The 21,430-nt window shown below is 67.2% G+C and carries 21 protein-coding genes; 11 read left to right on the top strand and 10 right to left on the bottom strand.

Annotated elements, in window-relative coordinates; translation table 11 throughout:
* Positions 1–160 precede the first annotated feature (160 nt).
* The 3 genes from PKB_RS01270 to PKB_RS01260 all read right to left on the bottom strand — a co-directional run bounded on the left by PKB_RS01270 (position 161) and on the right by PKB_RS01260 (position 3,373).
* Positions 161–1,111: an adenosine deaminase gene (locus PKB_RS01270; protein ID WP_043248345.1), complete on the bottom strand. Its 951-nt coding sequence runs from the start codon at positions 1,109–1,111 to the stop codon at positions 161–163.
* Between the two features lie 99 nt (positions 1,112–1,210).
* Positions 1,211–2,170, bottom strand: a complete 960-nt coding sequence (locus PKB_RS01265; RefSeq protein ID WP_043248343.1) for an isopenicillin N synthase family dioxygenase — start codon at positions 2,168–2,170, stop codon at positions 1,211–1,213.
* A 117-nt stretch (positions 2,171–2,287) separates the two neighbouring features.
* Positions 2,288–3,373 carry a BMP family ABC transporter substrate-binding protein gene (locus PKB_RS01260; protein WP_043248342.1) on the bottom strand — a complete coding sequence of 362 codons (1,086 nt, stop codon included), beginning with the start codon at positions 3,371–3,373 and terminating at the stop codon, positions 2,288–2,290.
* A 245-nt stretch (positions 3,374–3,618) separates the two neighbouring features.
* On the opposite strand from PKB_RS01260, the gene PKB_RS01255 reads away from it, so the two are divergent.
* A complete protein-coding gene (locus PKB_RS01255) occupies positions 3,619–4,701 on the top strand; it encodes a calcium:cation antiporter (RefSeq protein ID WP_043248339.1) in 1,083 nt (360 codons plus the stop codon).
* Between the two features lie 2 nt (positions 4,702–4,703).
* The gene (locus PKB_RS01250; protein ID WP_043248337.1) at positions 4,704–5,222 is read left to right on the top strand and encodes a nucleoside 2-deoxyribosyltransferase; all 519 of its coding nucleotides are present in this window, start codon (positions 4,704–4,706) and stop codon (positions 5,220–5,222) included.
* A 58-nt stretch (positions 5,223–5,280) separates the two neighbouring features.
* Here PKB_RS01250 and PKB_RS01245 read toward each other — a convergent pair whose 3' ends face one another.
* Positions 5,281–6,294, bottom strand: a complete 1,014-nt coding sequence (locus tag PKB_RS01245; RefSeq protein WP_043248335.1) for an energy transducer TonB — start codon at positions 6,292–6,294, stop codon at positions 5,281–5,283.
* Between the two features lie 73 nt (positions 6,295–6,367).
* The gene (locus PKB_RS01240; protein ID WP_043248333.1) at positions 6,368–7,327 is read right to left on the bottom strand and encodes a CobW family GTP-binding protein; all 960 of its coding nucleotides are present in this window, start codon (positions 7,325–7,327) and stop codon (positions 6,368–6,370) included.
* A 74-nt stretch (positions 7,328–7,401) separates the two neighbouring features.
* Here PKB_RS01240 and PKB_RS01235 point away from each other — a divergent pair, with 74 nt between their 5' ends.
* Positions 7,402–7,767, top strand: a complete 366-nt coding sequence (locus PKB_RS01235) for a hypothetical protein (RefSeq protein WP_043248331.1) — start codon at positions 7,402–7,404, stop codon at positions 7,765–7,767.
* 127 nt (positions 7,768–7,894) lie between these two features.
* Here PKB_RS01235 and zigA read toward each other — a convergent pair whose 3' ends face one another.
* Entirely contained in the window at positions 7,895–9,112 is a 1,218-nt protein-coding gene (gene zigA / locus PKB_RS01230) for a zinc metallochaperone GTPase ZigA (protein ID WP_043248328.1), read from the bottom strand.
* A 125-nt stretch (positions 9,113–9,237) separates the two neighbouring features.
* Between zigA and PKB_RS01225 the strand changes: the two genes are divergently transcribed.
* Positions 9,238–9,645, top strand: a complete 408-nt coding sequence (locus PKB_RS01225) for a hypothetical protein (RefSeq protein ID WP_043248326.1) — start codon at positions 9,238–9,240, stop codon at positions 9,643–9,645.
* A gap of 12 nt (positions 9,646–9,657) precedes the next feature.
* Here the strand turns inward: PKB_RS01225 and PKB_RS01220 are convergent, their stop codons facing one another.
* The gene (locus tag PKB_RS01220; protein ID WP_043248325.1) at positions 9,658–10,578 is read right to left on the bottom strand and encodes an N-acetylmuramoyl-L-alanine amidase; all 921 of its coding nucleotides are present in this window, start codon (positions 10,576–10,578) and stop codon (positions 9,658–9,660) included.
* A 73-nt stretch (positions 10,579–10,651) separates the two neighbouring features.
* On the opposite strand from PKB_RS01220, the gene folE2 reads away from it, so the two are divergent.
* From folE2 to PKB_RS01200, 4 genes are read left to right on the top strand one after another with little or no spacing between them, the layout of a single operon-like run.
* Positions 10,652–11,545, top strand: coding sequence for a GTP cyclohydrolase FolE2 (folE2, locus tag PKB_RS01215; RefSeq protein ID WP_043248323.1), 894 nt, complete (start codon positions 10,652–10,654; stop codon positions 11,543–11,545).
* Positions 11,542–12,207, top strand: coding sequence for a metal ABC transporter ATP-binding protein (locus PKB_RS01210; RefSeq protein ID WP_043248321.1), 666 nt, complete (start codon positions 11,542–11,544; stop codon positions 12,205–12,207). Before folE2 ends, PKB_RS01210 begins: the two co-directional genes overlap by 4 nt.
* Complete coding sequence (locus PKB_RS01205; RefSeq protein ID WP_043248319.1) at positions 12,207–13,070, top strand: metal ABC transporter permease; 864 nt, start codon at positions 12,207–12,209, stop codon at positions 13,068–13,070. The genes PKB_RS01210 and PKB_RS01205 overlap by 1 nt, the downstream gene beginning before the upstream one ends.
* A 23-nt stretch (positions 13,071–13,093) precedes the next feature.
* Complete coding sequence (locus PKB_RS01200; protein WP_043248317.1) at positions 13,094–13,972, top strand: metal ABC transporter substrate-binding protein; 879 nt, start codon at positions 13,094–13,096, stop codon at positions 13,970–13,972.
* On the opposite strand, the gene PKB_RS01195 is transcribed toward PKB_RS01200, so the two are convergent.
* Complete coding sequence (locus PKB_RS01195; protein WP_043248316.1) at positions 13,969–14,427, bottom strand: GNAT family N-acetyltransferase; 459 nt, start codon at positions 14,425–14,427, stop codon at positions 13,969–13,971. The genes PKB_RS01200 and PKB_RS01195 overlap by 4 nt on opposite strands.
* A 76-nt stretch (positions 14,428–14,503) precedes the next feature.
* On the opposite strand from PKB_RS01195, the gene PKB_RS01190 reads away from it, so the two are divergent.
* Positions 14,504–14,935: a hypothetical protein gene (locus PKB_RS01190; protein WP_043248315.1), complete on the top strand. Its 432-nt coding sequence runs from the start codon at positions 14,504–14,506 to the stop codon at positions 14,933–14,935.
* A 94-nt stretch (positions 14,936–15,029) separates the two neighbouring features.
* Here the strand turns inward: PKB_RS01190 and cfaB are convergent, their stop codons facing one another.
* Positions 15,030–16,214: a C17 cyclopropane fatty acid synthase CfaB gene (cfaB, locus tag PKB_RS01185; protein ID WP_043248314.1), complete on the bottom strand. Its 1,185-nt coding sequence runs from the start codon at positions 16,212–16,214 to the stop codon at positions 15,030–15,032.
* 274 nt (positions 16,215–16,488) lie between these two features.
* On the opposite strand from cfaB, the gene PKB_RS01180 reads away from it, so the two are divergent.
* Complete coding sequence (locus PKB_RS01180) at positions 16,489–17,964, top strand: MDR family MFS transporter (RefSeq protein ID WP_043248312.1); 1,476 nt, start codon at positions 16,489–16,491, stop codon at positions 17,962–17,964.
* 6 nt (positions 17,965–17,970) lie between these two features.
* On the opposite strand, the gene PKB_RS01175 is transcribed toward PKB_RS01180, so the two are convergent.
* Positions 17,971–19,266 (bottom strand): MFS family transporter, encoded by a 1,296-nt coding sequence (locus PKB_RS01175; RefSeq protein WP_043248310.1) that lies wholly within the window; start codon positions 19,264–19,266, stop codon positions 17,971–17,973.
* A 643-nt stretch (positions 19,267–19,909) separates the two neighbouring features.
* On the opposite strand from PKB_RS01175, the gene PKB_RS01170 reads away from it, so the two are divergent.
* The gene (locus PKB_RS01170; RefSeq protein WP_043248309.1) at positions 19,910–21,235 is read left to right on the top strand and encodes an OprD family porin; all 1,326 of its coding nucleotides are present in this window, start codon (positions 19,910–19,912) and stop codon (positions 21,233–21,235) included.
* The last annotated feature ends 195 nt before the right edge of the window (positions 21,236–21,430 follow it).

The following is a 21,430-nucleotide window of genomic DNA, read 5'->3' as shown; positions in this document are numbered from 1 at the left end:
GCAGGCCCGTTTTTTATTCCAGGTTAAATGCCGCACCTGTAGGCGCGAGGGGGGACGCCCAGTCCCTGCTCGCGAACCGCCCAGCAAAGGAGTCGCCGGGAAGTCCGTTCGCGAGCAAGCTCGCTCCTGCGAAAAAACGTCCGCCACGCCACTCAGGCGATCACTTCACCAGGCGCGCATCCAGGCTGTTCTGCGCAAGGCGCTTGGCCTGGGCTTCGGTCATGCCCAGGTGCTCGCGCATGGCCTGGAAATTCTCGTTGACGTAGCCGCCGAAGTAGGCCGGATCGTCCGAGTTGACCGTCACCTTCACCCCGCGCTCGAGCATCTGCAGGATGTTGTGGTCGCGCATGTGGTCGAACACGCGGAGCTTGATGTTGGACAGCGGGCAGACGGTCAGCGGGATCTGCTCGTCGATGATGCGCTGCATCAGGCGCTCGTCCTCGATGGCGCGCACGCCGTGGTCGATGCGCTCGATCTTGAGCAGGTCCAGGGCCTCCCAGATGTATTCCGGCGGACCCTCCTCGCCAGCGTGGGCGACGGTCAGGAAGCCCTCGGCGCGGGCGCGATCGAACACACGCTGGAACTTGCTCGGTGGGTGGCCGACTTCGGAGCTGTCGAGGCCGACGGCGACGAAGGCGTCGCGGAAGGGCATGGCCTGCTCCAGGGTCTTGAAGGCTTCTTCCTCGGACAGGTGGCGGAGAAAGCTGAGGATCAGGCCGTAACCGATGCCCAGCTGCTTCTCGCCGTCCTTGAGCGCGCCCTGAATGCCGCGCAGCACTACTTCGAAGGGAATGCCGCGGTCGGTGTGGGTCTGCGGGTCGAAGAAGGGCTCGACGTGGATGACGTTCTGTTCCTTGCACTTCTGCAGGTACGCCCAGGTCAGGTCGTAGAAGTCCTGCTCGGTGCGCAGCACGTCGGCGCCGGCGTAGTAGAGGTCGAGGAACTCCTGCAGGTTGTTGAAGGCGTAGGCCTTGCGCAGGGTCTCGACGTCGCCCCAGGGCAACGCCACCTTGTTGCGCTCGGCCAGGGCGAACAGCAGTTCGGGCTCCAGGGTGCCTTCCAGGTGCAGGTGCAGTTCGGCCTTGGGCAGGGCATTGAGCCAATCGGACATGGTGCGATCTCGTTATCAGGCAATCGTAGGAATTATCGCACGTCCGGACCTCTCCCGTAGGAGCGGCCCATGGCCGCGAATCGCGCGCATGGCGCGCTCCTACATTTCAGCCCTCCGGTAGGCGTAGGTCGCGGCGAAGCGCGAGGTCAGCCACTCGCCGCAGGTAGTCGGCGGGTACTTCGGCGGGTTGTCCGCGTCGAAGCAGCCGGGCAGGCACTCGATGGGCGTATCCATGTGCGGCTCGGCGAAGAACGGCATCGAGTAGCGATCCACGCCCTCGGGACTGATGACCCGGTGCGGCGTGGAGCGATACCGGTCGTTGCTCCAGCGCGCCATCATGTCGCCGATGTTGACCACGAAGCTGCCCTCGATAGGCGGCGCGTCTATCCACTGGCCCTGGCGGTTCTGCACCTGCAGGCCGCCGGCATCGTCCTGGTACAGCAGGGTCACGCAGCCGTAGTCGGTGTGCGCGCCGGCGCCGGGCTGGTCGGCACTCTGCCGCGCAGCAGCCGGTGGGTAATGGATCATGCGGAACACGCTGACCGGCTGGACGAAGCGGCGGTCGAAGAAGTCGCGCTCGATGCCCAGGGCGATGGCCAGCGCGCGCAACACGGTCTTGGCCAGCTCCTGCATGTCGGCGTAGTGCGCCTCCAGCAGCGCCTCCCAGCCGGGCATGTCCGGGTGGCGATTGGGCCCGTAGAAGGACTTGCCGGCGAGCACGTCGGGGTGCGTGGCCGGCAGGTTCAGGGCCATGTCGAAGGTTTCCTTGAAGTCGCTGGGCAGCTCGGGATCGAGCTGCTCCGTGGCGATGGCGCCGTAGCCGCGGTGGTTGCGGCTCTGGGTGATGTCGATCTTCAGCTTCTCGGCCGCCGGCTGGGCGAAGAAGGTCTTCGCCGCCTGCAGCAGGTCGGCGAAGCGCTTCGCCGCGATCGGGTGGCCGGTGATGTAGAAGAAACCCCACTCGCGGCAGGCGCTGTCGATCTGCCGGGCCACGGCGGGCCAGGCGGACTGGTCGCGGCCGTAGAGCGGGGCGATGTCGATGATGGGTAGGCGGTCCATGGGTCGGTCTCGTGCAAAACCTGCTTTTCTCGTAGGAGCGGATCTCATCCGCGAATCGCGCCGGATTCTCCGGCTATCGCGGACGAGGTCCGCTCCTACAGGGGGAAGGTGCAGCGGTTACTTCGGCAGCTCGGCCTTGATGCCCTGCACGTAGTAGTCCATCGCCGCGAGGTCGGCGTTGCTGGCCACGGCGCCGGCGGGGATGCGCTCCTTGCCGCTCTGGTCCTTGATCGGGCCGGTGAACGGGTGGAAGGCGCCGCTCTTGATGTCCGCAATCAGCTTGCTCGCCTCGCCTTGCACGTCGGCCGGCAGCACGTCCTTGTTCAGCGGCAGGACGATGGTGTCCTCGGCCAGGCCGCCCCAGAAGTCCTGCGGCTTCCAGGTGCCGTCCATGACCGCCTGGGTGGTCTTGATGTAGTGCGGGCCCCAGTCGTTGACGATGGAGGTGAGCACTGTCTTCGGCCCGAAGTGCTGCATGTCCGAGGCGTAGCCCACGGCGTAGACGCCACGGCGCTCGGCAGCCTGGATCGGCGCCGGGCTGTCGGTGTGCTGGAAGACCACATCGACGTCCTGGTCGATCAGCGCGTTGGCCGCGTCGGCTTCCTTGCCCGGGTCGAACCAGGTGCTCACCCACATCACCTTCAGCTCGGCCTGCGGGTCGTACTTGTCCAGCGCGAGCTGAATGGCGTTGATGTCGCGGATCACCTCGGGGATCGGGAAGGAGGCGATGTAGCCGATCTTGTGGGTCTTGGTCATCTTCGCCGCCAGGTAGCCGCCGACGTAGCGGCCCTCATAGGAGCGCGACAGGTAGGTGCCGAGGTTCTTGTCCTGCTTGTAGCCGGTGGCGTGCTCGAAGACCACCTTGGGGAACTGCTTGGCGACCTTGGCGGTGGGGTTCATGAAGCCGAAGGAGGTGGAGAAGATCAGGTCGTAGTGGTCCTTGGCCAGGTTGCGGATGACCCGCTCGGCGTCGGCGCCCTCGGCAACGTTCTCGACGAAGGTGGTCTGCACCTTGTCGCCGAAGTGCTCGGCCAGCTCGCGGCGTCCCATCTCGTGCTGGTAGGTCCAGCCGTGGTCGCCGACCGGGCCGACGTAGACGAAGCCGACTTTCAGCGGTTCGGCCACCGCCGCGCCAACGCCGGCGCCAAGGCCCATGGCCAGAACCAGGCCACGCAGCAGGGTGTTCAGGGTCTTGTTCTTCATGATGCGGGGACGCTCCTGTCGATGCAGTGTCGGGAACGGAGGACGGGCTGCCCTCCGGGCGAAGCGCCCGATGCAATAACCTGACCAGGTGGACAAGTGCCGCGCCGCAGGCGCCCGGCGCGCTTTTCAAAGGCCTCGCACGGCTTGGGTTGGTGCAACCGTGCCACCTGCTGGTGCGCGGTGGGCAAGGCCCCGGGCTTTGCCTAAGATGGGCGCCTTGTCCACCGGAACGGATATCCCCCGGCATGTTGCGCCTGCTCAAAGACGAAAAATTCCTCCTCCTCGCCGCGCTCCTCGCGCTGGTGGTCTACCCCCTGGAACACAGCCTGCTGGAAGGCGGCAAGACGCTCGCCGGGGTGGTCGCGGTGGTCCTGCTGGCCTCGATCGTCAGCGTCTCGCTGCGCGTCGCGCACCACGCCGAGATCCTCGCCGAGAAGGTCGGCGAGCCTTACGGCACCATGATCCTGACCCTCGCCGCAGTGCTGGTGGAGGTGGTCATCCTGGCGATCATGATGGGCCACAACCATTCGCCGACCCTGGCCCGCGACACCATCTACGCGGCGGTGATGCTGGACATGAACGGCATCCTCGGCCTGGCCGCGCTGCTCGGCGGCCTGAAGTACGGCGAGCAGTCGTACAACGACGACTCGGGCAAGACCTACGTGACCATGATCCTCACCGCAGTGGGTGTCTCCATGGTGGTACCCGAGCTGATCCCGGCGGCGCAGTGGAAGCTCTACTCGTTCTTCACCATCGGCTGCATGGTGATGCTCTACGCGCTCTTCCTGCGCATGCAGACCGGCCAGCACAGCTACTTCTTCAGCTACAACTACGCCGCCCACGGCGAGGGGCACGACGGCCACGAGGCGCACGGCAGCGTGCGCCAGTCGATGGGCCTGCTGGTGGTCGGCGTGGTGTTGATCGGCGCGCTCGCCGAGGTGATGTCGAAAGCCCTGGACGTCAGCCTGGAAGGCAGCGGCGTACCGCCGATCGTGCCGGCGCTGCTGGTGGCGGCGATCTCCGCCAGCCCGGAGATCCTCACCGCGCTGCGCGCCGCGCTGGCCAACCGCATGCAGCCGGTGGTCAACATCGCCCTGGGCGCCTCGCTGTCCACGGTGATCCTCACGGTGCCAGTGATCGAGGCGCTGGCGCTGTTCCGCGACCAGCCGATCCAGATGGCCATGACCCCGCTGCAGACCGGCATGATGTTCATCACCCTGATCGTCGCCGGGCTCAACCTGCACGACGGCAAGACCAACGCCATCGAGGGCATGACCCACTTCGTGCTCTTCGCGACCTTCCTGATGCTCTCGCTCATGGGATTGTGAACATGCTGAAGATCTACCTGGCCGGCCCCGACGTGTTCCGCCCCGACGCCGCCGAGTACGGCCCGCGGCTCAAGGCGCTGTGCGCCGAGTACGGCTTCGAGGGGTTGTTTCCGCTCGACGTGCAGGTGCCGGAGGAAATCACCGACCCGCACCAGCAGGCGATCTGGATCTACCGCGCCAACCTCAAGCTGCTCGACGCGGCCGACTGCGTGCTGGCCAACCTGGCGTCGTTCCGCGGCAGCGAGCCGGACAGCGGCACCTGCTTCGAGGTCGGCTACGCCGCCGCGCTGGGCAAGCCGCTGTACGGCTACATGCCCGACGCCAGCAGCTACCCCGAGCGCATGCGCCGCAAGTACCCGGAATGGCTCGGCACGGAACCCGACCGCGACCGCGACGGCAACGTGCTGGAAGCCTTCGGCCTGCCGCTGAACCTGATGCTGGCGGTGCCCACCCAGATAGTCGCCGGCGGCCCGCGCGAGGCGCTGGAGCTGTTGAGCCAGGACCTCAAGCCGGCGGAGTGAGGCCGGTAAAACGAAAAACGCGCCCGAAGGCGCGTTTTTCGTTTCAGGGGGCACTGACTCAGCGCAGCCCCTGGAGGTTGAAGCGGATGGTCCGAGTGGCCTGGCGCGCGGTGATCTGCCCGCCGCTCACCCGCGGCTCGAAGCGCCAGCGGCCCATGGCCTGGCGCACGGCGTCGTCGAAAACGCGCGGCGGCGAGGATTCCAGCACCTGGATGTCCTCGATGCGGCCATCGCTGGTCACGGTGAACAGCACTTTCACGTAGCCCTGGATGCTCCGGCGCTTGGCCATCGGCGGGTAGACCGGCGAATCCATGCGCAGCGGCTTGATGTCGCTGTCGTCGAGGCTGCCGGTGGGCAGGCCGGCCGGGCCCGAGGTGCCGGTCGGCGCGGCTTGGGCACCGGGCGTGCTCTCGCCGACCACAGGCGCAGCAGGCTTGGGCGCCGGCGCGGGCGGTGCCGGCTGGGCGGGCGCTTCCTGCACCGGTTCGGGCGCAGGCTTGGGTTTCGGCTTGGGCTTGGGCGACTTCTTCGGCACCGCCTTCTCCGGCGGCTTGGGCGCGGGCTTCGGCGGCTCCGGCTTGGGCGGCTCGACCACCGGTGGCGGCGGCTCCGGCTGTACCTGCTGCGGCTCGGGTGCGGCAGCCGGCGGTTGTTGTTCCTGCTTGGCCGGTAACTGCACGACGCTGACCTGCATGCTCGGCACCTCGCCGCGGCCAAGCTTCAGCTCGGCAGGCGACGGCGCCAGCCAGACCAGGCCGGCGACAATGCCCAGGTGCAAGGCGACGGCCATGCCGGAGGAGCGCCACCAGCGACCGTTCTGCGAGACCTCTTCGTTTTCCTCGACACCCTCCACGGGCGCCGCATAGGGAATCAGCACTTCTTCGGCGAGGTCGACCTCTTCGTCGCGTCGGGCCCCCGAGCAGTCCACCAGGTGCAGGTTGACTTCACCGCTGCGCTGCGCGCTGACGCATGGCAACGCGAGCCCCTCGTCCACGGCGGTGGACGACGGGTGATCGTCGAAGGACGCAGCTATAGCGGCGCCCGCCAACGAGCGTGAAGGGGATGGCGACATGGGGAGTGCCTGCGAAATGACTGTGATCTGATAATTATTATCATTCAGTATTTTCTGTAGGGCAACCTTGCACCTACTCCGGCGTCTGTAGGCAGGCCAGTAATCCCGCCTCCAGCGCGTCAGGATCGGCGTCGGTAGCGAAGATCAGCTCGACGCGGTTGTCCTTGCGCCAGGCGCTGGGCTGCCAGGCTTCGTCACCGCTCACCCGATTGCAGGACAGCCAGCCCTCCGCGCAATGCAGCACCGCCTTGGCCCGCACCAGATCGCCCAGCGACGCGAGCCAGTTATCCACAGCGTCGCGATGGAAACGACAATCGCGATGCAGCCGCCAGCCCACGGCGGATCTGCCGTCCTCGACATGAACCTGCCGAATGGGCGTCTCTCGGGTCAGCAGGACCGGTATTTCGTTCATTGCCGCCGGTAGCTCCGCGGCAATCGCCGCATCAACAGCACGGCTCGGCAACGCCTGCAGCGGCACGTGGCCTTGCTCCGTCCAGCGCACCGCCACTTCCGGCAGACCGGCACGGATGCGCGCCTTGGTCGCATCGTCCAGTCCTTCGCTCTTGTTCAGCACCAGCAGTTCGGCATCGGCCAGCGCCTCGCGCTGGGCTTCGGGCAGCGCTTGCCCCGCCGCCAGCGCTTGCGCGTCGAGCACCAGCAGCAACGGCTGCGGCGCCAGCACGCCGCGCCAGGGCGCCTCGCCCAGTTGCCGCAGCAGGGTGCGAGGGTGGCCCAGCCCCGAAGGTTCGATGAACAGCCGTTGCGGCCGAGCCTTGCGCAGCAGGCGCGCCAAGCCGACCTGGAAGGGCGCACCGTTGACGCAGCAGAGGCAGCCGCCGGCCACTTCGCCGAGGGCCACGCCGTCGGCATCGGTGGAGAGCAGCGCGGCGTCCAGGCCGACCTGGCCGAATTCGTTGACCAGCACCGCCCAGCGTTCACCCTCCGGGCGCTGGCGCAGCAGGTCGCGGATCAGGCTGGTCTTGCCGGCGCCAAGTGGGCCGCCGATCACATGTGTAGGAATCTGTTCGAGCATCTGCCTATGGTGCGGCCTGACGGCGGCGGGGAAAAGCGCTAGAGTCGCCGCTTCGCAAATCGGACCCCCGCCCCATGCGTCTGCCGGCCTTCCTCCTGCTGTCCAGCCTCTCCATCCTGCCCGCCCTGGCCCACGCCGAAGCCTGCGTGGTGCACAGCCGTGGCGACCGCCTCGATGTGAAGGTCTGCCAGCAGAACCGCAGCATCCCGGCGAAGCTGTTCCATGAGGGCTTCTGCCAGCCGCAGCTGAAGGACCAGAAGGTCGAGGTCACCTATGCCGATAGTTGCCCGAGCGGCGCGTTCGGCGTGTGCAGCAATGCCCAGGTGGCGAATTCGCCCTATCGCCAGGACATCCACTACTACGGCGTGGCCAGCGACGCGCGCTTCCTCCAGCCGTTCTGCGAAAGCCAGAGCAACGGCCAGTGGCAGTCTGGAAAATGACCGTCACGTCACTGTCATCCTGAACTGCTCTACTGCTCGCGGGTACCTCACACCCACTGGCACCCCACGCCAGCAAAGATCTTGGGGAGGGGCCCCCCAGCCACTGGCGGCCCATTTTTTTTGTCCTTCAGGCTTCCACCGTCCAGGCTTCGAACGGATCGGCCAGGCGCACCCAGGCGCGCGGCCCGGCGGCAAACTCCGCATCGTCCAGCAGACAGGCATCGAGTTCGGCATGCAGGCGCGCGAAGTCGATGCCCTGGCCGATGAACACCAGTTCCTGCCGGCAATCCCCCGTATCCGCCTGCCAGTGCCGCAGCACCTGTTGCAGCGCCTGCGTGTCCTCCGGCCAGCGCGACTGCGGGACGAAACGCCACCAGCGCCCAGCCAAGCCATGGCGCATCAGCCCACCGGCCTGCGACCAACTGCCCGCCTCGCGGTAACGGCTGGCGAGCCAGAAGAAGCCCTTGGATCGCAGCAGCCGGCCGTTGTCCCAGGTGCGCGCGAGGAAGTCGTGGAAGCGCTGCGGATGGAACGGCCGGCGCGCGCGGTAGGCGCTGGAGGCGATGCCGTACTCCTCGGTTTCCGGGACGTGCTCGCCGCGCAGCTCCTTGAGCCAACCCGGCGCCTGGGCCGCACGCTCGAAATCGAAGCGCCTGGTGTCGAGGATCCATTCCAGCGGCACCTGGCCCATCAGCATCGGCTGGATGTCCGCCTCGGGGTTGAGCCGGCGCAGGATCGCCAGCAGCTCCTCGCGTTCATCGGTGGAGATCAGGTCGATCTTGCTGACCAGGATGACGTCGGCGAACTCCACCTGCTCGATCAGCAGGTCGGCGATCGAACGTTGATCCTCTTCGCCCAGGCTTTCGCCATGGCTGGCCAGGCTGTCGGCGTCCTGGTAGTCGCGCAGGAAGTTCAAGCCATCGACCACCGTGACCATGGTGTCGAGCCGCGCCAGGTCGGACAGGCTGCGGCCCTGCTCGTCGCGGAAGGTGAAGGTCTCGGCCACCGGAAGCGGCTCGGAGATGCCGGTGGACTCGATCAGCAGGTAGTCGAAGCGGCCTTCGCCAGCCAGGCGCGCCACCTCTTCCAGCAGGTCCTCGCGCAGGGTGCAGCAGATGCAGCCGTTGCTCATCTCTACTAGTTTCTCTTCGGCGCGGTTGAGGCTGACGTCGCGCTGTACCTCGGCGCCGTCGATGTTGATTTCGCTCATGTCGTTGACGATCACCGCCACGCGGCGATTCTCGCGGTTCTTCAGCACCTGGTTGAGCAGGGTGCTCTTGCCGGCGCCGAGGAAGCCGGACAGGACGGTGACGGGGAGGCGTTGCTTTACGGTCGGTTCTTTCATGGGGAGGCACGGATCAGGTTCACGACGAAGCACGATGTTATAATATAACATCTCACTTCGAACAATCCGCTTCCCCGCCAACGGCCGCCGTGCCATAGATAGCGACCCGTCCGCAGAGCCCACCGATGAAAGCCACCCTCCTCGCCTGCTGCCTGCTACTGGCCGCGCCCCTGGCACACGCCGAAGGCACCGCGCCGCTGCCCTTCCCCGGCATGGCGACGGCCGCCTGCGCCTGGCTGGCCAACGTGCTGGCGTGCATGGAAAGGGACGGCAGCCACTACAGCGTCGCCACTCTTGGCCACGACACCTACCTGCGCGGCTTCGATGCGGGCAGCGGCCTGGACTGGGCGCAGACCGGCACGCGCTACGGCAAGATCACCTTCTTCAGCGGCGTCTCCAGCGACGGCCAGGTGTGGATCGGCTCCAGCCGCGGCATCGGCTGGACAAACATCAGCCGCTTCAGCAGTTCCAGCGGCGGCCAGGCGAAGCTCAGCTGCGGCCGGGTCAGCGGCTGCAGCCAGCAGGTGCGCTAGCCCGCGAACGCTTTACGCCAATCCCGCCAGCAGGCTGCCTTGCGGCGGGCGCTGGCGGAAATAGCGGTGCAGGCCATCGAAGATCGCCTCGGCCAGTTGCTGCTGGTGCCGCGCGTCGTGCAACCGTCGGCAGTCCGCGTCGTTGGAGATGAAGCCGGTCTCGACCAGGATCGACGGGATATCCGGCGACTTGAGCACGGCGAAGCCGGCCTGGTCGACGCGCTCCTGGTGCAGTCGGGTGATGTCGCCGAGACTGCGCAGCACGCTGTGGCCGAGGTCCAGGCTGGAGGCGATGGTGGCGTTGATCGACATGTCGAGGATCACCCCGGCCAGCACCGGGTCCTTGCCCTTGAGCGGCAGGTTGCTGGACCCGCCGATCAGGTCGGCGCCGTTCTCGCGCTCGGCCATGAAGCGCGCCAGGGTCGAGGTGGCGCCGTGTTCGGAGAGGGCGAACACCGAAGCGCCGGAAGCCGTGCGCCGGGGCGCGGCGTCGGCATGCACCGAGACGAACATGTCGGCATTGCAGCGCCGCGCCACTTCCACGCGCTGGCGCAGCGGGATGAACACGTCGACGTTGCGCACCAGCCGCGCCTTGAAGCCGGGCTGACGCTCAATCCGCCTGGCCAGGTTCTGTGCGATCAGCAGCGCCACGTCCTTCTCCCTTTCGCCGCGCGAGCCGAGCGCACCCGGGTCCTTGCCGCCGTGGCCGGCATCGACCACCACCACGATGTCGCGGCCCTTGCCGGCAGCTCTCGTCGAGCTGACCGGTGCTTCGACCAGGCGCCTCTGCACACGCAGGTCGAGCACCAGGCGCAAGCCGTCGGCCGAATGGAAGGCACGGGCGTCGAGCAGGCGGGCGCCCGCGAAGGCGTCCAGGGCGGGTAGCCAGGCGGCGCTGGCGAGCAGGCTCTGCAGCAGGCGGCGTCGATTCATGGTGGAGGTGGTTGCAGGAAGGATCGGGAAGCAATACGTTATATTATAACATTCACTATCGCCAGCCATTCCCATGACCGCCTTCCTCCCGGATATCGCCACCCAGGCCGCGCCCGCCCAGCTCGCGCTCGACTGGGTTGGCATGCAGGGCATCGCCCTGCCCCTTCGTCTGTACGGCGAACGCCTGAGCGCGCTCGCCGACGCCGGCGTCAGCCTCGACGACAGCAACGCGCGCGGCATCCATATGTCGCGCCTGTACCTGGCGCTGGCCCGCCTGGCGCAGGACGAGCTGACGCCCTCGCTGCTGCGCCAGGTCCTCGACGACTTCCTCGCCAGCCACACCGGCCTGTCGCACCGCGCCAGCCTGCGCCTGGGCTTCGACCTGCTGCTCGAACGCGCGGCGCTGGTCAGCCGGTTGCACGGCTGGAAGACCTATCCCTGCGAAGTCCACGCGCAGCTCGACGACCAGGGCCTGCGGCTGGAACTGCAGTTGCGCCTGCCCTACTCCTCCACCTGCCCGTGCTCGGCGGCCCTGGCGCGTCAGCTGATCCAGCAGCGCTTCGCCGCCGACTTCGCCGAACGCACGCCGAGCCGCGAGGCCGTGCACGCGTGGCTCGGCAGCAGCGCCGGGATAGTCGCCACGCCGCACAGCCAGCGCAGCTTCGCCGAGCTGCGGATCGAACTGCGCGACGACCTCGAACAGCTGCCCCTGAAGGCACTGATCGACCTCGCCGAAGCCAGCCTTGGCACTGCCGTGCAGACCGCCGTGAAGCGCGCCGACGAACAGGCCTTCGCCCTCGCCAACGGGCAGAACCCGATGTTCTGCGAAGACGCCGCACGGCGCCTGCACCTGGCCCTCGCCGGGCACGCGGACGTGCGCGCCTTCTCGCTGCAGGTGGTGCACGCCGAAAGTCTCCACGCCCATGACGCCGTGGCCCGCAGCCAGTGGCGCCGGGAGGTCGCATGATCCATTGCCAGTCCCTGCAGTGGGGGCCGCCGCGCCTGCCGCTGACACCGCCGTTGAACCTCGACCTCGCCCCCGGCAGCCTGACCGCCGTGATCGGCGCCAACGGCTGCGGCAAGAGCAGCCTGCTGAAGGTCCTCGCCGGGCTGCAGAAGCCCCTGGCCGGGCGCGTGCGCGTCGAGCTGCGCACCCGCGAGATCGGCTACCTGGTGCAGCAGCAGGCGCTCGACCGGCAGTTTCCGATCAGCCTCGGCGAACTGGTCGGTGCCGGCTTCTGGAACAGCCGCCTGCCCACTGCCGCGCGCCGCGAAAAACTCCGCGAAGCCCTCGCCGAATGGCACCTCGAAGGCCTGGAACAGCGCCCGCTGGCGGCGCTTTCCGGCGGCCAGCTGCAGCGCGCCCTGCTCGCTCGCCTGAGCCTGATGGACTGCCCCCTGCTGCTGCTCGACGAGCCCGACGCCTGCCTCGACGAAGCCGGGCAGGCGCTGCTCTGGCAACGCATCGCCGCCTGGCAGGAGGAAGGCCGCACGCTGCTGCTGGTCTGCCACGACCTGGCGCGGGTGCGCGAGCACGTGCCTGACTGCCTGCGCATCGCCGCCGAGGGCTGCCGCCACGGCAGCAGCCAAAAGTTGATCGCCCGGCGCGACCTGGCCTGGGTGGCGTGATGATCCTGCACGCGCTCTGGCAGCCCTTCTGCGAATTCGCCTTCATGCGTCGCGCCCTGTTCGGCGGCATGGCCCTGGCCCTGAGCGCTGCGCCGCTCGGCTTGTTCCTCATCCTGCGGCGCATGAGCCTGATCGGCGACGCCATCGCCCACGGCATCCTCCCCGGCGCCGCCATCGGCTTCTGGCTGGCCGGACTGTCGCTGCCGGCGCTGACGTTCGGCGGCCTCGGCGCCGGCCTCGCGGTGGCCGGGCTGGCCGCCTGGGTGACGCGCCACACCGGGCTGCGCGAGGACGCCAGCCTGGCCGCCGTCTACCCCATCTCGCTGGCCAGCGGCGTGCTCCTGCTGGGCCTCGCCGGCAAGCGCCTGAACCTGCTGGAAGTGCTGTTCGGTTCGGCCCTGGCGGTGGACCGCACGACCCTGATGGGCATGCTCGCCGTCGCCACGCTCAGCCTGCTGCTGCTCGCGGTCATCTACCGCAGCCTGCTGCTGGACAGCCTCGACCCGCTGTTCCTGCGCAGCGTCAGCCGCCTTGGACCATTCGCCCACGGCCTGTTCCTCGGCCTGGTGGTGCTCAACCTGGTCATCGGCTTCCAGGCCCTGGGCGCGCTGATGATGGTCGGCCTGATGATGCTGCCGGCCGCCGCCGCGCGCTTCTGGAGCCGCCGCCTGCCGCTGCTGCTGGCGCTCGCCGCCGGCTTCGGCGCGCTCTCGGTGTGGCTCGGCCTGGCGGCGTCCTACGCCTGGTCGCTGCCCAGCGGGCCGGCCATCGTCCTCTGCGCCGGCCTGTTCTACCTGTTCTCGGTGTTCCTCGGCCCGGTGCACGGCCTGTTGCGCCGCGGCCTGCTGCCCATTCCGCAATGACATCCCTATCGAGGAGTTTCCCCATGCGTGCCCTGCTGCTCCTGTTCGCCTTCTGCCTGCCCCTGTCGCTGTCCGCCGCCGAGAAACTCAAGGTGGTGACCAGCTTCAGCATCCTCGCCGACATGACCCGCGCGGTCGGCGGCGAGCACATCCAGCTGAGCAACCTGGTCGGTCCCGATAGCGATGCGCACACCTACGAGACCACGCCGGACGACGCCCGTGCGGTACGCCAGGCGAGCCTGATCGTGGAGAACGGCCTGGGTTTCGAGCCCTGGCTCGACCGCCTGGTGAAGAGCACCGAGACCCGCGCGACGGTGATCCAGGCCAGCCACGGCGTGATCCCGCGCAGCCTGGAGGAGGACGGCCAGACCATCCCCGACCCGCACGCCTGGAACAACCTGGCCAACGCCGATATCTATGTCGGCAACATCGCCAAGGCCCTGGCCCAGGTCGACCCGGCCAACGCCGCCGATTACCAGCGCAACGCCGCGGCCTACTTGAAGCAGGCCCACGAACTGCTCGCCTATGCCAAAGGCAAGCTCGGCAACCTGCCGGCCGACCGCCGCAGCCTGGTGACTTCGCATGACGCCTTCGGCTACCTCGGCCAGGCCTACGGCCTGACGCTGCTGGCGCCACAGGGCCTGTCTACCGAGCGCGAGGCCTCGGCCAGCGACGTTGCTGCGCTGGTGCGGCAGATCCGCGAGCAACACATCCGCGCGGTCTTCGTCGAGAACATCAAGGACCCGCGGCTGATGCAGCAGATCGCCGAGGAAAGCGGCGCGGCCATCGGCGGCACGCTGCACTCCGACGCCCTCGCCAGCGACGGCCCGGCCAGCACCTACCTGGGGCTGTACCGCGACAACGTCGACACCCTCTACCGGGCGCTGGCCGGCAAGCCCTAGAGCACCAGGCTCAGGCGCAGGCGGTCGCGGCAGGGAATGCCGTTCTCGACGATGGGCTCGGGGTAGTTGAGCGTGAAGTAATCGGGCTCCACCGCGCAGATGCGAAAGCCCATGCGCTGGTAGAGCCCGAGCTGCGCCAGGCTGGAGTTGCCGGTGGCGATGTCCAGGCGCAGCGCACCGGCGGCGCGCGCGGCATCGATGGCCGCCGCCAGCAGGCGCTTGCCCAACCCTTGGCCCTGCCACGCCTCATCGACCGCAAGGTTGGTGATTTCCAGCACGCCCCAGCTCACCGGCGTCAGCGCCAGCACGCCGCGCACCGCATCGCCCTCGCACAGCGCCAGCAGGCGCGAGTTCGCCAGGTAGCGCTCGACCTGCTCGCGGCTGGGATCGGCGAGCAACAGGAGCGCCCAGGGCGCCTGGTCGAGGGGCAGTTCACGAAGTTCGAGGGCGGACACGCAAGGCTCCTGGCAACGCACGAAATGGCTGGCTAGAGTGGGCCATTCTGACAGACCCTAGTGAAGGAAGGTCACGTTGGGCATCTGGAAGCAACTGCATCGCCATGAAAAGGAATGGGCCATCGAGACGCTGCTGGTGCTGATCGGCACCGCCGTCGTCGCCCTGCTGTTCGCTGCCTTCCTGCTCATCATCGGGATCACTCGGCTGGTGGATGCGCTGCGCACCCAGGACTCACCCTACCCCGGCATGAGCGACGCCCAGTTCAGCCGCTGCGTGGATATCTCCGAAAAGACCCTGCAAGCCCGCCTCATGGTCGAGCGCCTGGGAGCGAACCCGCCGCCGGGTACGGCCACCGACGCCGCACTGAATCGAGTCGAAGGCCTGGCAGCCAACTACGCGCAGAACTGCTCGGCCAAACGCTGGCAGGCGGCCTTCGATGCCGCGCGGGCCGAGGGCGTGCCGCCGGCATTGCGCGCGGAAGACTGGATAGAAATCGCCCGGCGTTGAGCGGGGGGCATTTCCCTTCGTAGGAGCGAGCTTGCTCGCGAACTGATCCGGCACAAGACCATTCGCGAGCTAGCTCGCTCCTACAAAAGCAGGTTCAGACGTAGATATCGCCGCGGCTCCAGGGCACCTCGTGGCTGCCGTCCGCATGGGGCTTGCTGGCGAGAATCTGGTGCAGGTTCACCCAGCCCTTCTGGAAGCCATAGGCGCAACCGGCAAGGTAAAGGCGCCAGATGCGCAGCGCCGTCTCCGGCACCAGGCTCGCGGCCTCGGCCAGTTTCGCCTCCAGGTTGGCGCTCCAGAACTCCAGGGTGCGCGCGTAATGCAGGCGCAGGCCCTCGACGTCGACTACCTCCAGCCCGGCCTCGCTCATCCGCGCCACCGCCAGCGACAGGTGCGGCAGTTCGCCGTGGGGGAAGACGTAGCGGCCAATGAAGTCGCCGGCGCCGCGGCCCACTGGACGCCCGTCGACGTGCTGCGAAGTGATGCCGTGGTTCATCACCAGCCCGCCCGGGCGCACGGCGTCGTACAGGTGCTGGAAGTAGATGCCCAGGTTGGCGTGGCCGACATGCTCGAACATGCCCACGCTGACCACTTTGTCGTAGCGGCCGTCGCGCGGCAGGTCGCGGTAGTCGCGCAGCTCCAGGTGAACCTTGTCTTCCAGACCTTCGGCCTTGACCCGTTCGCGGCCGAGCTTGAGCTGCTCCTCGCTGAGGGTGATGCCGTGCACCTGCGCGCCGAACTCGCGGGCCGCCAGACGTGCCAGGCCGCCCCAGCCGCAACCGACGTCGAGCAGCCTCTCGCCCGGCTTGAGCCGAAGCTTGCGACAGAGGTGGCGCAGCTTGGCGAGCTGGGCCGTGGCGAGGTCCTCGTGGCCGGTCTCGAAATAGGCGCAGGAGTAGACCATCTCCGGGTCCAGCCAGAGCTGGTAGAAGTCGTTGGACAGGTCGTAGTGATAGTGGATCGCTTCGGCGTCGGTAGCCTTGTCGTGGCTTTCGTGGACATAGTCGGTCGAGCCCTCGTCGCCACCCAGCGCCTCGCTGAGGGCATAGCCCATGGCGATCACTTCACTGATCGGCCCTTCGATGTCCATGCGTTTCTCGACGTAAGCGCGCCCGAGCACGTCGAGGCTCGGCTGGGCGATCTCGCTGAGCAGCGTCGGGTCGCGCACGATCAACGTCACCCGTGGCTCCGGGCCGAGGTCGAAGGCCTGGCTCTCGCCGATGCGGATACGCAGAGGCAATTGCAACGACAGCAACTCAGAGGGCAGATTGGCTTTCATGCAATCCTCCTGGCACATATAGAAAACTATAGATCGGAACCGCATAGCCTTCGTCTAGGGGCGTTCCGGGCAGTTTTCCATCGAGGTGGGCGGCAGGTGCGAACGAAGCGCTGGAAAAGCGTAGCAGGTGATTTTCATGCGTCTTTTGCCAACGTCGAAACAGAGCCTTGTCGAAATCGCAAAAGTCCGACGCACCTGGCGTAGCCACATTTCGTTAGACTGCCCAATCCCCGTGCTGTCCCATCGTTTTCGCCTCGTCGCCCAGGGGGCCTCCTTGAATACCCTCAGCCAGCCGCGTCCGCCGGTGCGCACCATTCTCGTCGGGCTGATGCTGGCGATCTTCCTCGGCGCCCTCGACCAGACCATAGTCGCGGTCTCGCTGCCGGCTATCTCCGCCGGTTTCGGCGACTTCGACCTGCTTGCCTGGGTGATCTCCGGCTACATGGTCGCGATGACCGTCTCCATGCCCATCTACGGCAAGCTCGGCGACCTCTACGGCCGCCGCCGGCTGATGCTCTTCGCCATCGCCTTGTTCACCATCGCCTCGCTGCTCTGCGGCCTGGCGCAGAGCATGGAACAGCTGGTGCTGGCGCGGGTGCTGCAGGGTATTGGCGCCGGCGGGCTGATGTCGGTCAGCCAGGCGATCATCGGCGACATAGTCCCGCCGCGCGAACGCGGTCGCTACCAGGGCTACTTCAGCAGCATGTACGCGGTGGCTAGCATCGCTGGCCCGGTGCTGGGCGGGCTGCTAACCGAGTACCTGTCCTGGCGCTGGGTGTTCCTGATCAATCTGCCGGTGGGCCTGGTCGCCCTCAAGGTGTCGCGACGCACCCTCGTCGGCCTGCCGGTGCCGGGCCATCGGCCGCGCATCGACTACCTCGGCACCACGCTGATGATCGCCGGGCTCGGCAGCCTGCTGCTGGCAATCACCCAGGTCGGCCAGGGCGCGGACTGGCGCGATCCGCAGATGCTCGGGCTGTTCGCCGGGGCGCTGGTCCTGTTGGTGCTGTTCATTCTGCATGAGCGGCGCTTCAGCGAGCCGCTGGTGCCCATGCACCTGTTCGCCATCCGCGCGGCCACCCTGAGCTGGCTGGTCGGCTTCTTCGCCAGCTTCCAGGTCATTTCGCTCTCGGTGCTGGTGCCGCTGCGCTTCCATTCGGTAACCGGCGCCGGCGCCGACAGCGCCGCGCTGCACCTCCTGCCGCTGGCCATGGGTGTGCCGATCGGTGCCTATTGCTGCGGTCGCCTGACCGCCGTGATCGGCCGCTACAAGCCACAGATCCTTGCCGGCGCCCTGCTGCTGCCCTGCGCCGTCGCAGGGATGGCGCTGACGTCGCCGGGTGCGGCGCTGCCTTCCGCGGTGCTCATGCTGCTCTTCGGCATCGCCGCCGGTACTCAATTCCCAACGGCCCTGGTCGCCGCGCAGAGCGCGGTGGAGCAGCGCTACCTCGGGGTAGCCACCAGCAACGTCACGCTGTTCCGCTCACTCGGCGGCGCGGTGGGCGTCGCCCTGATGTCGGCGATTCTGCTGGCCATGCTGCAGCCCCTGGCAACAGGCGAAGGCCTGGGCCACGGCGTCGCGGTCAACGAGTTGCTGAGCAGCCTCGGCGGCCCTGGCCATGAGGACCGCCGGCAAGCGCTGGGCGCGGTGTTCCGCCAGCTGTTCCTGGTCAACGCCGGCGTCGGCCTGCTGGCCCTATTCATCGCCCTCGGCCTGCCGAACAGCAAGCTGCGCGGCAAGGCCGATTGAGCGCGGTCAGTCCTCGTCGTTGAGGTAGCTGACCTTGCGCAGGTCCGGCAGCAGCAGGCAGACCACCAGCGCCACGCCGCACAGCACCGAGACGTAGAGGTAGAAGTACTCCTCCACGCCCATGCTCTTCAGCCACAGCGCCACGTATTCCGCCGAGCCGCCGAAGATCGCGTTGCCCACTGCATAGGAAAGGCCGACGCCCAGCGCGCGGATCTGCGGCGGGAACAGCTCGGCCTTGATCAGCCCGCTGATCGAGGTGTAGAGGCTGACGATGGCCAGCGCCAGGATGATCAGGCCGAAGGCCGCCACCGGGCTGTGCACGGTCTTCAGCGCGCTGAGGATCGGCCAGGTGCAGAGCATGCCCAGGACGCTGAACCAGAGCATCGAGGTCTTGCGCCCGATGCGGTCGGAGAGCGAGCCGAACACCGGCTGCAGGCACATGTAGACGAACAGCGCGAAGGTCATCACGCCGCTGGCGGTCTTGGCGTCCATCCCGGCGGTGTTGACCAGGTATTTCTGCATGTAGGTGGTGAAGGTGTAGAAGATCAGCGAGCCGCCGGCGGTGAAGCCGAGCACGGTGAAGAAGGCGCGCTTGTGGTGGGTGAACAGCTCGGTGAGCGTGCCGGATTCCTTGCGATGGAGGTTCTCGTCCTTGGCCGTCTCGCTCAGCGAACGGCGCAGGTAGAAGGCGATGACCGCGGTAATCGCACCGGCCACGAAGGGAATCCGCCAGCCCCAGGCGCGCAGCTCGTCGTTGCTCAGCAGCTGCTGCAGGATCACCACCACCAGCACCGCCAGCAATTGGCCGCCGATCAGGGTGACGTACTGGAAAGAGGCGAAGAAACCGCGCTGGCCCTTGAGCGCGACCTCGCTCATGTAGGTCGCGCTGGTGCCGTATTCGCCGCCCACCGAGAGCCCCTGGAACAACCGCGCCAGCAACAGGCCGGCCGGCGCCAGCACGCCAATGCTCTCGTAGGTGGGCATCACTGCGATGGCCAGGGAGCCGCCGCACATCATCAGCACCGAAATCATCATCGCCGTCTTGCGCCCCGCGCGGTCGGCGATGCGGCCGAACATCCAGCCGCCGATCGGGCGCATCAGGAAGCCCGCGGCGAATACCCCGGCGGTGTTCAGCAACTGCACCGTGGGGTTGTCCGAGGGGAAGAAGGCGTGGGCGAAGTACAGGGCAGTGAAGGCGTAGACGTAGAAGTCGAACCACTCCACCAGGTTGCCCGAGGAGGCACCGACGATGGCGAAGATCCGCCGGGAGCGTTCCTCGGCTGAGTAGTGAACAGTGTTCATACGAGCTCTCTTGTAGGTAAGGACATTATCGGAGCGGGCTCGACGGACCTCCCTGTGACCGCCGGGATCGGGTCGGCGGCGCTCTGGCGCAAGGCAAAAACGCCGACACATTCGGTAACGAGTATAGTCGGGTGCCGATAGCCAGCTAACGAAAGCCCCTCGAAATTCGCCGATCCGGGGTATTCAAAGGGCGAATATCGAACATCCATTCGATTTTTCCGATTGACCGCCGGGAGGGTGCCTTCTATCGTTTCGCCACCCTGCCGTGCCTGCTGGGACTCCATGTCAGGTACCCCTCGGTGGGCCGCAGGGTTCTCGTCCTTGTCCACAAGACCGGGACGTTACCTTCCCCATGTAGGGCGGCTCCTGCCGCGCAGCCTCGGTGCCCCGTCCACACCCCCGGACGCGCAGGCACCGGGGGGATGACGATCCCCTCCTCCGCCTCTCCCCTTCGCTCCAGCATCCAGCCCGACTCTTCGCCTGTCCGCCGGTTCCCCAGCTGACGGAATTGTCATTCGTCGCTCATCTTCGGGTTATCCCGCCGTCATCAGGATGGACTCCGCCCGCGCGGCGCCAGCCGTTCGCGGACGCAAAACGACAACGCGGCGCGCACGCGCGCAGCCGCCCACTCCTGGAGCGATCGATGACACAGCGGAACATTCCCCTGGCCCTCACCCTGCTCGCCGCCGGCCTCACCAGCCCGCTGGCAGGCGCAGAGGAAAAGCCCGAGGGCTTCCTCGAAGGCAGCAGCCTGGAAATCCTCAACCGCAACTTCTACTTCAACCGCGACGACCGCAAAGGCCAGTCCAGCCCCAAGGGCAACGGCTACTCCGAAGCCTGGGCACAGGGCCTGATCGGCCGCTTCCAGTCCGGCTTCACCCAGGGCACCGTCGGCTTCGGCGTCGATGCCTTCGCCACGCTCGGCTTCCAGCTGGACAGCGGCGACGGGCGCAACGGCGGACAGGGCTCCTTCGGCGTATTGCCGGTAGACGACCAGGGCCGCACCGAGAGCGAATATGCCAAGGCCGGCGGCGCCGCCAAGGTGCGCCTGTTCGACACCGTGATCAAAGCCGGCGACGTCTTCCCGGCAACCCCGGTGGCGCACTACGGTGACTCACGCCTGCTGCCCGAAACCTTCCGCGGCGTGACCCTGAACAACACCAGCATCGACGGCCTCGGCCTGCAGGCCGGACGCCTGCACTCGATGAGCCAACCGGCCGAGCGCCGGATACGCGGCGGTTTCGCCACCACCTATGCAGGCCCGGTGGACGCCGCATCCCTCGACTACCTGGGCGGCGACTACGCATTGACCGACACCTTCAGCGTCAGCCTCTACGGCAGCCGCCTGCAAGACACCTGGAAGCAGTACTACGCCGGCACCTCGATGGAATATCCGCTGGCCGACGACCTCACCTTGTTCGGCGCACTGAACTACTACAAGTCGGTGGACGACGGCGGCCGCGAGCTGCTCGGCGAGTTCAACACCAACATCTGGAGCGGCAAGCTCGGCGTACGCTTCGGCGCCCACAGCCTCGCCCTGAGCCACCAGCGCAACAACGGCAACAACGACTTCGACTACCTGCGTCACTCCGACAGCATCTATCTGGACAACTCGATCCAGTACAGCGACTTCAACGCCCCAAAAGAGCGCTCCTGGATGCTTCGCTACGATATCGACATGAGCGCCTACGGCGTCCCGGGCCTGAGCTTCATGACCCGCTACGGCAAGGGCACCGATGCCGACTACAGCCATGCCAACGCCACCTACATGCGCCGCGACGAAAACGGCAACCCGTTGACCGACCAGAAGCGCTGGGAGCGCAACATCGAGGCGAAATACGTGGTGCAGAGCGGCCAGTTCAAGGACCTGTCATTCCGCATCCGCCAGGCCACCACCCGCGCCAGCGCCTTCGAATCGGACCTGGACGAAACGCGCGTGATAGTCGAATACCCGCTGCAAGTGCTCTGAAATCCAGGCAACGAAAAGGCCCCTGCGGGGGCCTTTTTCATGCGAGCGCGAAACGCCTATCAGAATCGTCATTTACGCCTCAGCTTCCTGTTAGGCCCACCGGGTTTCAATGTGCAGGTCAGCCATTCATCCGTGAACTGACGGCCCTCTCGGAAGCGACCACGCTCCTTTGGTAAGAGACGGCCCCTGAGGCGC

Source organism: Pseudomonas knackmussii B13, assembly GCF_000689415.1.
GTDB lineage: Bacteria > Pseudomonadota > Gammaproteobacteria > Pseudomonadales > Pseudomonadaceae > Pseudomonas > Pseudomonas knackmussii.
Note: the sequence above shows the minus strand (reverse complement) of the source record. Positions and strands in the feature narration are given on the sequence as shown.

What these genes read in the sequence shown, in the direction of transcription:
- PKB_RS01235 (WP_043248331.1), top strand. Translation starts at nt 7,402, where the DNA reads ATGCGTCTGCCGGCCTTCCTCCTGCTGTCCAGCCTCTCCATCCTGCCC.
- PKB_RS01170 (WP_043248309.1), top strand. Translation starts at nt 19,910, where the DNA reads ATGACACAGCGGAACATTCCCCTGGCCCTCACCCTGCTCGCCGCCGGC.
- PKB_RS01260 (WP_043248342.1), bottom strand. Translation starts at nt 3,373, where the DNA reads ATGAAGAACAAGACCCTGAACACCCTGCTGCGTGGCCTGGTTCTGGCC.
- folE2 (WP_043248323.1), top strand. Translation starts at nt 10,652, where the DNA reads ATGACCGCCTTCCTCCCGGATATCGCCACCCAGGCCGCGCCCGCCCAG.
- zigA (WP_043248328.1), bottom strand. Translation starts at nt 9,112, where the DNA reads ATGAAAGAACCGACCGTAAAGCAACGCCTCCCCGTCACCGTCCTGTCC.
- cfaB (WP_043248314.1), bottom strand. Translation starts at nt 16,214, where the DNA reads ATGAAAGCCAATCTGCCCTCTGAGTTGCTGTCGTTGCAATTGCCTCTG.
- PKB_RS01240 (WP_043248333.1), bottom strand. Translation starts at nt 7,327, where the DNA reads ATGCTCGAACAGATTCCTACACATGTGATCGGCGGCCCACTTGGCGCC.
- PKB_RS01255 (WP_043248339.1), top strand. Translation starts at nt 3,619, where the DNA reads ATGTTGCGCCTGCTCAAAGACGAAAAATTCCTCCTCCTCGCCGCGCTC.
- PKB_RS01225 (WP_043248326.1), top strand. Translation starts at nt 9,238, where the DNA reads ATGAAAGCCACCCTCCTCGCCTGCTGCCTGCTACTGGCCGCGCCCCTG.
- PKB_RS01200 (WP_043248317.1), top strand. Translation starts at nt 13,094, where the DNA reads ATGCGTGCCCTGCTGCTCCTGTTCGCCTTCTGCCTGCCCCTGTCGCTG.
- PKB_RS01270 (WP_043248345.1), bottom strand. Translation starts at nt 1,111, where the DNA reads ATGTCCGATTGGCTCAATGCCCTGCCCAAGGCCGAACTGCACCTGCAC.
- PKB_RS01265 (WP_043248343.1), bottom strand. Translation starts at nt 2,170, where the DNA reads ATGGACCGCCTACCCATCATCGACATCGCCCCGCTCTACGGCCGCGAC.
- PKB_RS01245 (WP_043248335.1), bottom strand. Translation starts at nt 6,294, where the DNA reads ATGTCGCCATCCCCTTCACGCTCGTTGGCGGGCGCCGCTATAGCTGCG.
- PKB_RS01250 (WP_043248337.1), top strand. Translation starts at nt 4,704, where the DNA reads ATGCTGAAGATCTACCTGGCCGGCCCCGACGTGTTCCGCCCCGACGCC.
- PKB_RS01205 (WP_043248319.1), top strand. Translation starts at nt 12,207, where the DNA reads ATGATCCTGCACGCGCTCTGGCAGCCCTTCTGCGAATTCGCCTTCATG.
- PKB_RS01210 (WP_043248321.1), top strand. Translation starts at nt 11,542, where the DNA reads ATGATCCATTGCCAGTCCCTGCAGTGGGGGCCGCCGCGCCTGCCGCTG.
- PKB_RS01220 (WP_043248325.1), bottom strand. Translation starts at nt 10,578, where the DNA reads ATGAATCGACGCCGCCTGCTGCAGAGCCTGCTCGCCAGCGCCGCCTGG.
- PKB_RS01175 (WP_043248310.1), bottom strand. Translation starts at nt 19,266, where the DNA reads ATGAACACTGTTCACTACTCAGCCGAGGAACGCTCCCGGCGGATCTTC.